General features: G+C 45.9%; 10 protein-coding genes and 2 pseudogenes. 3 read left to right on the top strand and 9 right to left on the bottom strand.

Translation table 11 applies throughout. The features are described from left to right. Positions 1–40 precede the first annotated feature (40 nt). The 7 genes and pseudogenes from ACBP55_RS05610 to ACBP55_RS05580 form a co-directional block, all read right to left on the bottom strand. Positions 41–1,140: pseudogene (locus tag ACBP55_RS05610) on the bottom strand (ABC transporter permease). After that, a complete protein-coding gene (locus ACBP55_RS05605) occupies positions 1,137–2,087 on the bottom strand; it encodes an ABC transporter ATP-binding protein (protein ID WP_464650374.1) in 951 nt (316 codons plus the stop codon). Before ACBP55_RS05605 ends, ACBP55_RS05610 begins: the two are co-directional and overlap by 4 nt. Positions 2,088–2,291: 204 nt before the next feature. After that, positions 2,292–3,149: an alpha/beta fold hydrolase gene (locus ACBP55_RS05600; RefSeq protein ID WP_464650372.1), complete on the bottom strand. Its 858-nt coding sequence runs from the start codon at positions 3,147–3,149 to the stop codon at positions 2,292–2,294. A 189-nt stretch (positions 3,150–3,338) separates the two neighbouring features. Continuing rightward, a complete protein-coding gene (locus ACBP55_RS05595) occupies positions 3,339–3,566 on the bottom strand; it encodes a YolD-like family protein (RefSeq protein WP_464650371.1) in 228 nt (75 codons plus the stop codon). A 160-nt stretch (positions 3,567–3,726) separates the two neighbouring features. After that, positions 3,727–4,437 carry an ABC transporter ATP-binding protein gene (locus ACBP55_RS05590; RefSeq protein WP_464650370.1) on the bottom strand — a complete coding sequence of 237 codons (711 nt, stop codon included), beginning with the start codon at positions 4,435–4,437 and terminating at the stop codon, positions 3,727–3,729. After that, positions 4,434–5,561, bottom strand: coding sequence for an ABC transporter permease (locus ACBP55_RS05585; protein ID WP_268616462.1), 1,128 nt, complete (start codon positions 5,559–5,561; stop codon positions 4,434–4,436). The genes ACBP55_RS05590 and ACBP55_RS05585 overlap by 4 nt, the downstream gene beginning before the upstream one ends. Before the next feature lie 159 nt (positions 5,562–5,720). Beyond that, complete coding sequence (locus ACBP55_RS05580) at positions 5,721–6,329, bottom strand: TetR/AcrR family transcriptional regulator (protein ID WP_464650368.1); 609 nt, start codon at positions 6,327–6,329, stop codon at positions 5,721–5,723. A 223-nt stretch (positions 6,330–6,552) separates the two neighbouring features. Between ACBP55_RS05580 and ACBP55_RS05575 the strand changes: the two genes are divergently transcribed. Further along, a complete protein-coding gene (locus tag ACBP55_RS05575) occupies positions 6,553–7,311 on the top strand; it encodes an SDR family oxidoreductase (RefSeq protein ID WP_464650366.1) in 759 nt (252 codons plus the stop codon). A gap of 111 nt (positions 7,312–7,422) precedes the next feature. Here ACBP55_RS05575 and ACBP55_RS05570 read toward each other — a convergent pair. Further along, positions 7,423–8,623 (bottom strand): annotated as a pseudogene (locus tag ACBP55_RS05570) (FAD-dependent monooxygenase). Positions 8,624–8,872: 249 nt separating this feature from the next. On the opposite strand from ACBP55_RS05570, the gene ACBP55_RS05565 reads away from it, so the two are divergent. Then, entirely contained in the window at positions 8,873–9,646 is a 774-nt protein-coding gene (locus ACBP55_RS05565) for a TetR/AcrR family transcriptional regulator (protein ID WP_464650364.1), read from the top strand. A gap of 710 nt (positions 9,647–10,356) precedes the next feature. On the opposite strand, the gene ACBP55_RS05560 is transcribed toward ACBP55_RS05565, so the two are convergent. Further along, positions 10,357–11,277: an SDR family NAD(P)-dependent oxidoreductase gene (locus ACBP55_RS05560; RefSeq protein WP_464650362.1), complete on the bottom strand. Its 921-nt coding sequence runs from the start codon at positions 11,275–11,277 to the stop codon at positions 10,357–10,359. Positions 11,278–11,572: 295 nt separating this feature from the next. Here ACBP55_RS05560 and ACBP55_RS05555 point away from each other — a divergent pair, with 295 nt between their 5' ends. Beyond that, complete coding sequence (locus ACBP55_RS05555; protein ID WP_464650360.1) at positions 11,573–12,235, top strand: TetR/AcrR family transcriptional regulator; 663 nt, start codon at positions 11,573–11,575, stop codon at positions 12,233–12,235. Positions 12,236–12,314: the final 79 nt, after the last annotated feature.

Below are 12,314 nucleotides of genomic sequence, written 5' to 3'. Positions count from 1 at the left end.
AAAAAGCAAAGTATACATGGATAATATTTTTTATTTTTCGTTACTCCCACTTGAATGTTAGGCTGGCAATAATGAAAGCTACAAGCATCCAGCCGCCAAGCAGCGCGGCTTCATGCCACACGTCGGCAAGCGAAGCTCCGACATTCATGATTTGGCGCAGTGCTGTGGACAGATGCGAGATCGGCAGCAACTTGACTATGGGCTGCAGCCAGTCAGGCATATTCTTGATTGGAAAGAAGACGCCGCCTAGAAACAGAAGCGGGAAAGAGACGAAGCCGGCAATCGGCCCGCGCTTTCCGGTGTTTTGGCGAGCGCGGCGATGATAAAGCCGATCGACATGAACGTCAGTGTACCGATTATGACGAACATGAGGAGAAGTATCCACGAACCGTTCACCTGCGTTCCGAAAATTAGGCTGCCGATTAGAAGTACGATTACCGCCTGCAAGCCGTTCAACAGCAATCGGGCCGTGATTTGCGCGGCAATGAAGCTCCGAGGTTGAAGCGGCGTACTCTGAAGACGCCGTAGGATACCCCGCTCGCGCCATGATGCGATTTGGCCGGCGACGCCGTTCAGATTGTTATTCATAATCATCATAGCAACGATGCCTGGGACGAGGAAATCGATATACTTCAGGTTAAGAGATTGGACCGCCTGTGATTGAATCGTGATGACAGGGGTGTAACCCAAGATCTGCTTGCTAATGCCATCGGCGATTTGAGACATGATCGGGAGCCCGATCTGATTGGTTGTTTGGCTTGTTTCATCGTAATAGACGGTGAGCTTGGAGCCTTCCGCAGAGGGGGTTTTAGCGCTCACAGCAGCTTCATACCCTTTTGGAACAGAGACGACAAGCTGCCGATCGCCATGCTTAAGATCTTTCATCGCCGCGTTGAGATCTGAGCCTTCAGTTAATTTTAATATGGATAGCTGTTTCATCGATGATAAAAGCGCCTTAGACGCAGTCGTTTGGTCTTGGTCAATTACAGTGACGGAGAGCGATGTGCTGTCCCCTTTTCCTAAGAATGAACCAAGCATCGCCATGAAAAAGATCGGAAAAACGAGCGTCCAAAATAATACTTGCCGATTTCGCCCAAATAGACGCAACTGGGCTAAGGTCAATTGACGATACGCTTTCATTCTTCTCTCAAGCTCCTTCCCGTCATGTGGATGAACACGTCCTCGAGCGTTGCCGTGCGCGTTTGCAAATCGGAAACTCGGATATTCTGCTCAGCAGCTTGTTGCACAAATGCGGTCAGCGCATTCTGCAAATGATCCGTGTACAGCACAAACGTGTCTTTGCGCTGGTCAACTTGCTTCACATCAGGCAATGACTGGACAAGCGTCAACACTTCCTGCTTGCGCGTCTCATCTTCTCGAATCTGCTCCGGCAAGCGAAACTCGATGGCACTATCTGACTGCAGGCTTCGGACGAGCTGCTCCGGCGTGTCCAGCGCAACGATTTGTCCTTTATCCATGAGGCAGATGCGGTCGCAAAGCACATGAGCCTCTTCCATGTAGTGCGTTGAGATCACCACAGTCTTACCGCGCTCCTTCAGGCGGAGCACGATATCCCACAACGTACGCCGGGCTTGAGGATCGAGTCCGGTTGTCGGCTCATCCAGAAAAACCACCTTTGGATCGTTCACGAGCGCCAACGCAATGGCGAGTCGCTGCTTCTGACCGCCGGATAAGTTTTTGACGCGGTCGTTCTTTTTTTCCCGCAATATCATGTCGTCGAGCAGCGGCTCGATCTCCACAGAGCTTGGATAAAAACTTGCGTACATACGGATGATCTCGTGAACATGGAGCAGGTCAAATAGTGACGTCGATTGGAGCTGGACGCCGATGATTTCCTTGACCTTCTTCAATTCCTTTTTCGTATCGAAGCCTGCGACAAGTGCTCTCCCTTCATCCGGTCTCCGCAGACCTTCGATCATTTCCATCGTTGTCGTTTTGCCCGCCCCATTTGGCCCGAGCAGTCCAAACACTTCCCCCTCCCGTACTTTGAAATTAATTCCATTCACCGCAGTGAATTTCCCATACCGTTTGACGAGTCCGTCAACTTCTATGATGGCGTTTGCCAAGGTTGGTTCCTCCCTTTCGATTTTCCTGCTAGTATTTTTTGTGCCAGTTATAAACTTCGGTTAATAGTATGTTCTAGCATTTATAATAATTCAATAAGCAGCCCATTCTTTCCTTTTATTGCCTATTTCCACTAAGAATATCTGCCTCTTTTTTCAATAAACCAAAAGGAGCTGCCTATAGCAATCTCCTCCATAATCCAAAGCTCAACTTAGAAAATACCTCTTTACGTGCTGTGCCACTTCGACTGGTGCGTATTTATTGTCCGGAGAGAGATGATCTAGATTTGGTAAGTTCAACGTTTGTGTTTGTGGAATGGTTTCGTCCAATACTCGAATCATTTGATGCACAGAATCAGGACTCTTCCCCCCAGCAATTAATAGGACATTCGCATCAATGATTTGGTAATTACTGAAAGTGGATGCCAGACGTTTCACTTCTCTGTGCTCAATTAAATTTTCTGGCAATAGTTTTTCTATTTGACTCCAATGATCTCCGCGTATCACCGAACGTAAAATAAGTTTTGCATACCATTTCGGCAACTTTTTTAAGGGCGAATGAGCTGCACCCTTTACAAAGCTGGCAAATGCCCCTCTAAAATCATTCTTATTCATATCATTTTCATATTCAGTCAGCCAATCCCAATCTGTTGGTATCGACTTAATTGAAACGCCAGGTTCATAGACGGCCATTTTCTTAAAAGTATTAGTTCGCGCAGCTTCTAAGGTTACAAGGCCACCGTAGCTATGACCGAATACATAGGTTGCTCCCGTTGCTTCTTGTACGCTTAAAACATCTTCACATTCCTTACTGATGGAGTAATCACTCCCTTGCGGTCCGCTCAGTCCGCGCCCACGTCGATCCATAACATGGACAGTAAAAGAATCCGACAATTCTTGGGCCAACTTAGTAAAATCATTCGAAGCACTAAGCGCCCCGTGGATGACAATGAGACTCGGACCCATGCCTATACTTTGGTATCCAATTGTTGTTCCGTCCTTCGAAACTACGGTTGAATGGGTAAACGAATCCAAAAAGTTCGTATTTGTTTTTGCACTTACCATATCCTTTTCCCTCCCCTACAACCCAGTCTCCAGGCTGAATAATACTCGTGTTTCCATTATATAATTACGACACTGTTATTTATTCAAACCCGGGTATGAAATCATACTCCGTCTTGAGACCGAACCAAAGGAAAAAGACATGCAGAGCTCCCAGCATGCCTCCCTTTAGCACTGTCCTATGGAAAAGTATTATTCAACCAGTTCTACATTCAAGATATCGTCAAATGCTACCCAATCCGTACCATTTTCGTGAGATAGCTTTACTCTTCTTATCTCTTGATCAATTTTAGTTATTAGACCTGTCATTTGCCCATCCCCAGTCTCATTATAAATCTTTACACGAATAAATTGCTGGTTAAGTAAGGCATTAGCCATTATGTTGGCTATCTTTTTATTCTCACGATTACTACTACTCATTATTACTCCACCCCAATCAAGAACATATGTTCTTGATTCATTATACTTTTAGAAGTAAGAGTAGTAAAGAGGACCCCACAAAAGAAACAGCGGCGGACTAGGACTCAAAAATAAGTCTTAGACTGCCGCTGCTATTATTGTGCTACCACTACTCGTCAAACTACATTGAAACGGGGATTTGAGCACTTTTTTTTTGTTTTTCGACTAGTTTTCCATTCTCAAGAAAAAGCACTCGATCACAAAGAGGCAGTACTCGGTCATCATGCGTAACCATAACCGCGCTCTTTCGCTGATCCTTTACTTGCTTCGCGATCATACTCACTATATCGTGCCCTCGTGAGGCATCTAAGCTTGCTGTTGGTTCATCTGCGAATAGGACAGCTGGGTCATTCATTAAGGCTCTAGCAATAGCTACCCGTTGACGCTCCCCCCCTGAGAGTTTCTCAGGATATGCGGTTCGTCGATGAGACAATCCCATCTTATCGAGTAACTCTTTTGCTCGTTTGGCTGCCTTCGCCTTTTCCATCCCGGCAAGCTTGCTTACCAAAACTAATTGTTCTTCAACTTTCAAGTACGGTATCAAGTTGGCGCTTTGAAAAATAAATCCGATTTTTTGAAGTCGTAGTTCAGAAAGTGCTTGCTTGTCTTTACCGATAATGGATTCTCCATCGAGTAGAACTTGCCCACTCGTTGGTTCAAGAAGTGCTCCTGCTATGGACAAAAATGTACTTTTGCCTGAGCCTGAAGGGCCCATTACCGCAACTAGTTCACCTTCGGCCACCTCGAGGTTTAGCTTATCCAAAATCGTTCTTTCCATACCGCCATCCTCAAAAGTCCGAGTAATCTCCTGTAATACAAGTCTGTTTTTCATGCTGCTGTCCTCCCAATCGCATCCAAAGCGTCAATTTTGGCGACTTTCCATACCGAAAATAGTGAACCGGCCAAAGACATTGTTATAAAGGACAGGCAAGTAAGTGCCAAGGTGGAAAAGCCTAATTGAAATGGCATGGAACTTGGCAATACAGCCTCAAACAATTGAACCAACAGGACGCTAAGGACCAAGCTGCCGACCGATAAGACCAATACCTGCAGCGTCACACTTCTAGCTAGATAGGCAGTACGTGTACCGATGGCTTTCAATATACCAAATTGACTGGTTTTCTGAATCGTGATGACATAAAAGAATACAGCCAGGACAAAGGCAGAGATTACAAATAAAAATACAATCATCATCATAAGCGAGCCTTGCTCTTCTTTGTAACCAGGAATCCCAGATACTGCCTCAGACTTCGTTATCACTTCCGTATTGGGCAGCGCGGACTGAAGCTCCTTAACTTTTTCTTTCGAGGCTTTAATGGCGACTGCATTGTAAATTTTACTGTCTGCTGCTGATTCAGTTCCTTGACGTGTAAGTGTCTGCGCTTGAAGATTAAGCCAGTCCTGCTTATTTAGAAAGACAGCCGGAGCATGACTGAATGACTCGTTTTTTACAAAACCGCTTACTGTCCATTTTGTTCCCGAAGCTTGATCTACAATGATTGAGCCAATTTTGACTCCAGAATTAGACAGCTTTTGGTCAACAAGAACATGTCCTTTGGTCTGATCCGAGATGGGTGAACCTTCTGTTACTGTTGGCGCCAGCCAGCTTTCGAGATTAACGGCGAGCAAAGCAACATCAATCTTCCCAGTTTCTCCTGATGGAACAACCGTTGTCATTTTCAGACCAAGTGGCTCCGCATTCTCTTTTCCTACTAGTAAGCCAGCCTTTTCAAGCTGATTCTGATCGACCTGGGATCGGGTGAAACGGTGATTAGAGTCCTGTCCTAAGACAAAATGTGTTGCAGCCATATTCTTAACGGAAGCGGCGTTGTCATACGCAAGCCCCTGTGCAAGCCCGGTGACAAACAGAACAAGAAATGCAACAAGCACCATAATTGTAGCGATTAACGAATACCGTGCCTTAGCAAACCTCATTTCTCGAATAGCTAGATACATTGTGCTTCCCTCCTTCGTAATGACTAAAGTATAGGAAGCGAATATGAACGGAAAATGAATAACAGGTTACAGCTGAGATAATGATCACCTGTATCCGTATTTAATCCGAATGCTCAAAGTAAGATTTAAACATAAAAGTACACAAAAACAAGCTTACCCTTAGGATAAGCTTGAGCCTTTGATCGCGGTCTTCGCAACAGTCGGATGATAGTTGATGATTTTCACCAACTGCTCCTGCATGTAAGCCGGAGAATGCTTAAAACCGCTCTCCACCCAATGGAATATAAGCCCCAGCAACGCATTAAGCGAATAGATAATCAACAGTTCTTCATCGATGTCTTTTCTTGTATAGACAAGCTCTTCAGTGGAGATCTTCTTCAGCGCGATAAACATTTTCTCCCGGAGCGCCATTAGCATGTCGCTCTTCATAAACACGGTGTAAATCGCGGAATGCTCATAGATATGCTCGAAAAGCATAACGGAATGCGCCTTGAGCTGATCGACGTGGAAGAACTCTACCTTCTCGTACGGCGCGCGGAAGGAGAGCAATAATTTCTCGATCAGGTCGGAAATAATATCGTCAAGCAGTGCGTCCTTGCTTTCATAATTGGAATAGAACGTCCCGCGGTTATAATTCGCAAGCTCCACGATTTCCGTAATGGATATCGCCTTGAACGGCTTGTCCGCCATTAGCGTCAGCAGCGCATGCCGTAAGGCCGCCCGGCTGCGGACGATGCGGCGGTCCGTTTTTTTCCCTTTGTCGATCATGCCTGTTATTCCTTTCTTTCCGACTTATTAAACAAAATTAGCTGAATTGTTCGTTACCTGACAAACTCACCATTTTTACTGATTGTAATCCCTTTCAATACTTCATTATACTCGAAGTAACGGATGTTCTCTATTGAACATGTGTTAATTATCTTTTTGGAACAGCCAGGATGATTTATCAAATGAAGTTAAATAATTAAGAAAATGATGGAGGGATTTCGTCATGAGATTATCCGGAAAAGTTGCTGTTGTTACTGGTGCCGCTTCAGGCATGGGTAAAGCCATCGCGGAATTGTATGCTGCAGAAGGGGCGAAAGTTGCTGTGTCCGACCTTCGCGTTGAAGCCGCGCAAGCCGTTGTGGACGGGATTACCACCAAAGGCGGTATTGCTTTCGCAATTGCGGCTAACGTCGCTAATGAAGATGACGTCCAATCGCTTATTGATATAACCGTCGAGAAGTACGGAACAGTAGATATTCTCGTTAACAACGCCGGCATTATGGACAACTTCGTACCAGCCGGAGACCTGACGGACGAGCTGTGGGAACGTGTTTTCGCAATCAATACAACGGGCCCGATGAGAACGATCCGCAAAGTTCTTCCGATCTATCTGGAGAAACAAAGAGGTGTCATCGTTAACATCGCTTCCGCAGGCGGCTTGATGGGCTCCCGCGCCGGTGCGGCTTATACAGCTGCGAAGCATGCGGTCGTCGGTCTTACGAAGAACGTCGGTTTCCAATATGCGCCTAAAGGCATCCGCTGTAATGCCATCGCGCCAGGTGGCGTCAATACCAACATTGGCACATCCATCACGAGCCCGAACCCATTCGGTATGGAAAGAGCGATGGCCGGCATCAACCTCAACCCGCGCGCAGGCGAGCCGGAAGAGATCGCGAAAGTGGCGTTATTCCTCGCCTCCGATGATGCAAGCTTCGTAAACGGAACAGTTGTAACGGCCGATGCTGGCTGGACCGCTTATTAAGATACATCACAATTTAGGAGCAGGTCGCCGCGGCGCCTGCTCCTATCCATACATTTCACTAATGTTTTCCGTTTGTTTAATGGTAGTCTCTAAATTTTCGAGTGTTTTTTTCTAATCATATTCCTTTAGTGTGATCCCCTTAGCGGCTTTGGCAATCATTTTTACAACCATTTTAAACATGGCGGTCATCAGGAATGGCACTCGCAGCATCCAATTGCGCAGCAAGATTTTGAAATGTGAGTTTTCGACCATACTTTCCGCTGCAAAAAGTCCTACCTTCTGGTTCTTCTCCGCAAATGTTCTCATCTCTTGTTCGTAGAGGGCAGAAGCTTTGGCGTAATCACCTTGAGCAGCCTTCAGCTTCTCCGGCGAGTACATAAGCTCCGACTAGCGCAAGGCTAGTACCTTGACCGGAAAGTGGGGACGGGCAATATGCCGCATCACCTACGAGCGTAACACGACCTTTGGACCATGTCGGCATTTGGATCTGGCAAATCTCATCAAAGTAAAAATCTGGCGCGTCTTTCATCGCATGCAGCAGATGCTGTGTTTCCCAGCCCATTTCGTTACCGAAGACGCTGTTGATAAGATTTTTTTGTTCTTCCGCATCATGTCTGTCGTACGTTAAGCTCCCCGATTTGAATATGAATAATCCTTTCGCTTCGGTATTGTCACGTGCGCTATATATGCCCACCGTTTTGCCGGGAATCGTATAGAACTGCTGATTGTGATCAAGATTGAGATAATTATCAGTGGTAAAGATCGCGATATAGCAGCCAAGCGTACGCTTAAACTGTGCTTCTTCGCCAAAAGTCAGCCTTCGAACGTTGGAATGAAGACCATCCGCGCCAATCACCATATCGAAAATCTGCGGCTTGCTATGGGCAAATCGAACCTCTGCACCCGCTTCAGTTTCTTGAATGGCTGTAATCGAATCCCCCCAAATGTAGTTAGCCTTATCCTTTGTTAAATTGTACAAGATGTCACCCAGATCGTCGCGCATGATTTCGATGTCCATGCCCTTCTCGTTCCCAATACTCGCCTCACTTAATCGACCTTCAATCTTGCCGCTGCTGTTCACAAAATAAACACCTGTCATGTGTGTGTCTGCCGCACGAACTTGTTCGAGAATGCCCATTCGTTCAAGCACTGATATGGCCGCTCCACGGATATCTACCCCGTAACCGCCCTTACGCAAGGCGGGGGCACGTTCTACAATCGTCACTTCGAAACCGTAGCGGTGCAGCCAATAGGCAAGTGCTGGCCCTGCAATGCTAGCTCCGGAAATTAGAATTCGTTTTGATTGTGTCATATTCGTCTCACTCCTATTATTTATTGAAAATAAGTCAAAATAAAATCAGTCACTCATAACTGTGTATTGTATAAACAGTATATATCGCATACAATTAAAAAACAATAGGAATTTTGCAAAGGGAAAATGACACCTAAAGCAAGAATCTTGACTTTAATTTTTGATTTGTTTAAGTTAGGTAAATTCAGATGTAATTTTGAACGTTGTACTGTCTAAAGCAGAAATGCAGTAATGAAGGAGGGCGATTCTATGGATAACGAATTTGAAGGAGGTCTGCCACGCGGTGTGGCTCTCAGTTGGGGGCTAGTCAAACCGCCCCAGAGAGGACCGAAACGGGAAATGAGTCTGAAGCAAATCGTTGATTCGGCCATTGCCATAGCAGATAAGGACGGGCTTTCCGCCGTTTCTATGAATCGAGTCGCTGCATCCTTGGGATATACGACCATGTCTATCTACCGGTACGTTCCAAGCAAGGATGATCTTGTGCTTCTTATGCAGGACGCCGTGTGCGATATCTTCATCTCAGCAGAAAGCGAATCTGCACATTGGCGTGAAAATATGTTCAATTTTGTTCGGACCATTGTCCTCTGTTACCTTGACCATCCGTGGCTTTGCGATATCCCTATCTCGGGTGTCCCGATGACGCCAAACAACTTGCGGATTGTTGACTGGGCTTTGCAGATAATGAATGAACTTCCTTTAAATCATCAAGAAAAAATTTCAATTGTCGTCTTATTAACAAATCAAGCACGTGTTTACGGCTTTTTTAAACGGGATATAGATCGGGCGATCCGGACAGGCGTTAACACGGGACCGGTCCCTGGAGTCGACTATAGTGCAATGCTTAAACAACTGGTTACCTCCGAACGCTACCCTTATCTGCAGCCAGTCGTTCAAGCGGGGGCATATTCCGCCGAAGAGAAGAGCGAGGACGACAATAAGAACTTATATGGGTATGAATTCGATTTCGGTCTCGAAAGAATCCTAGACGGAATTGAGCATTACGTCATTTCGAAGACATGATGGGGCCGGGTTTATCTGCTCAAGAGCATGTGAAGAGTCTATAACAATCAACTTCTTGCTTATGCAAAACATAACCAGCTTACGCCAGCCTTAGTCGAGAGGGCAAATGGGCTATAGTGGTTACCAATGTTGTATTCTCTACAACAATTCACACGACAAACGGCTATTTCGCAACTTGAAGTTGCAGTTTGTACAACATTTCGAGCCCATTTCTTGTGAAATAGCCTACAGAGGACCAAATTGTTGTACATAATGCAACAACGAAGGGAGAGAAGCGAGAATTAGGCAGCAATTGTTGCACTTTTTACAACATCATTCAAACGTTGTGCAACTTGCCTTCCTAATTCTCCATTTCTCACAAAAACCAGAAAACAAAACCCAGGCAAATATGGTCAATCAACGAAAGATTAGACATGCATCCACAGCATGTATCCACAATCTCACTCAGCTCAGCAATATCCATAGCACCCCAAAACATATAAATGCTTATCTGTAAAAAAAGGGCCCGTACGGAAGTTATCCACTTCCATACGGGCCCTTTTTAATAAAGAGGGTTCAATGCGATTGTCCGGTATCATCATCTTGCCGATATAACATCGCGATCGCTCACTTTTTAGATATATAAATTTAACCTTATCTTATTCTCACACACGGGATCTTGAACTGTCAAAACGGCTAAAGTACGGATTATGGCTATTTATGTTGAACCCCTACAGTGTCAAGCCACCATCCACCAGAATAATGGAGCCGGTCATATAGCTTGAAGCGTCAGAGGCGAGAAACGCCACGACCTCCGCAATTTCTTCAGGCTCGGCATACCGTCCCATCCGCATGTTCGAGAACTCCTCCGGCACATAACCACTCTCCTGAAGCTGCTGCGGCACACTTGCCGTAAGTCCGGTCGCCACGCCGCCCGGACAAATCGCGTTGACCCTAATGCCCTTTTTCACATATTCGAGCGCTGCTCCCTTGGTCAGTCCAACTACGGCATGCTTGCTTGCGGAATACGCAGAGATACTGTGCTCCGGTCGCAGACCAGCCGTGGAGGCGGTATTAATGATATTGCCGTAACCTTGCTTGCCCATCACCTTCAAAGCGTACTTCATGCCGAGAAAAACACCTTTGAGATTGACATTCATAATCCGGTCAAAATGCTCTTCATCAATATCCTGCAGCAGCGAGAACTTCTGGATAATTCCCGCATTGTTGAACAGGCAATCAATTTTGCCATACGTCTCAAGCGTTTGGTTCAGGTACCTCTGCACATCCTCACTTTTAGATACATCCGCCTGCACGAAGATGCCTTCTCCGCCTTGTTCCTTGATCAAACGCAGCGTTTCCTGACCAGCTTCCTCATTAAAATCAACTATCGTAACCTTGGCTCCGCCAGCAGCCAGCTTAAGCGCGCTGGCTCTTCCAATTCCTCCGGCTGCTCCGGTCACGATGATGACCTTGCCTTGATGCGATAATGAGCCTGCGGATTGTGCTTTTGGCGCGGCCAACACCGGCTTGGCGGGAGCCTTTACGATGTCCACTGAGGCCAAATCGGCTTTCAAAGATCCCAGCCTATCCTCAGACAAGCTTACCTGGGGGATCGCCGCCAGTTGATCGAGTGTATGCATCGACGCCATCTTGAAAGTCGGCTCGCTAACAAATTCCGGCAGATGCTTGGCCAGAATTGCCGCCGCTTGTTCGTTGGCCAGAAGCTCGCCGATTGTCCATTTTTCATTGAAAGACATGTTAAATAACCTCCTTAAATGATTCCCACAAATTAATTAATGATAGTTGAACTATCACTATAATATACAATATATCACTACCTTGATTCCTATACAACTTCTAGTGATTGGCAGAGTAATTGACAGATGCTATCAAGTTTGTTAGCATGTCTACACAATCAATCAAGAAGGACGGAGAAGTGAAATATTGAACGCAAAGATCAGATATGAGCAGGAACGCCGCAGCATCAAATCGATGCGCGAGGAAAGCATTATGGCGGCAGCCAAAAAGCTGTTTGTCCGCAAAGGCTTTGATAAAACAACGATGCAGGAGATTGCGGATGAAGTGCCTCTCGGCATCGCCACCGTTTTCCGTTATTACTCTAAAAAAGAGAAGCTGATCGTGGCGATCGCAAGCGCCATCATCGCTTCCCAATGGGAAGCCTTCCGCTCCGTGAGCGAAATGAGCGGTTCCTGCATGGACAAGCTCGGCTATCTATTTGATCTGTTCATATCCTTCCATGAGGAAGAGCATCGCGAGAACATACAGCTTATTGAAGCTTTTGAAAGCTGGGCTTCCTTGGCTCATGAGCAGGAAGATATACTGGAGGAATACCATGCGGTATTCGAGAGTAATAAACAACTGTTTAGAGTGATTATTGAACAGGGCCGCACCGACGGCTCCATCCGCAACGATATTTCCGTCGACGATACCTTGATGACCCTGATCAACGTTTTCGGAAGCTTCGCCAAAAAAGTATCCATGTCCTACAATCTGGTTATTTTCAAAGAAAATACTGGAACGACTGTCCAACTGCAAGTGTTGAAGAATGTTTTTTTGGACTATTTGCAGCCGCCGAGCAACGCTTGATATAACGAGAAGTGGCGATAACCTTCTGGTCATCGCCACTTCTTATTAACGCATTTTTGAATAGTAAATCTTGCAGATG

The organism is Paenibacillus sp. WG02, from assembly GCF_055396115.1.
Note: the sequence above shows the minus strand (reverse complement) of the source record. Positions and strands in the feature narration are given on the sequence as shown.

Excerpts from the sequence above, each read along its gene's own strand:
- ACBP55_RS05565 (WP_464650364.1), top strand. The coding sequence starts at position 8,873 with ATGGATAACGAATTTGAAGGAGGTCTGCCACGCGGTGTGGCTCTCAGT.
- ACBP55_RS05590 (WP_464650370.1), bottom strand. The coding sequence starts at position 4,437 with ATGAAAAACAGACTTGTATTACAGGAGATTACTCGGACTTTTGAGGAT.
- ACBP55_RS05580 (WP_464650368.1), bottom strand. The coding sequence starts at position 6,329 with ATGATCGACAAAGGGAAAAAAACGGACCGCCGCATCGTCCGCAGCCGG.
- ACBP55_RS05585 (WP_268616462.1), bottom strand. The coding sequence starts at position 5,561 with ATGTATCTAGCTATTCGAGAAATGAGGTTTGCTAAGGCACGGTATTCG.
- ACBP55_RS05575 (WP_464650366.1), top strand. The coding sequence starts at position 6,553 with ATGAGATTATCCGGAAAAGTTGCTGTTGTTACTGGTGCCGCTTCAGGC.
- ACBP55_RS05595 (WP_464650371.1), bottom strand. The coding sequence starts at position 3,566 with ATGAGTAGTAGTAATCGTGAGAATAAAAAGATAGCCAACATAATGGCT.
- ACBP55_RS05560 (WP_464650362.1), bottom strand. The coding sequence starts at position 11,277 with ATGGCGTCGATGCATACACTCGATCAACTGGCGGCGATCCCCCAGGTA.
- ACBP55_RS05600 (WP_464650372.1), bottom strand. The coding sequence starts at position 3,149 with ATGGTAAGTGCAAAAACAAATACGAACTTTTTGGATTCGTTTACCCAT.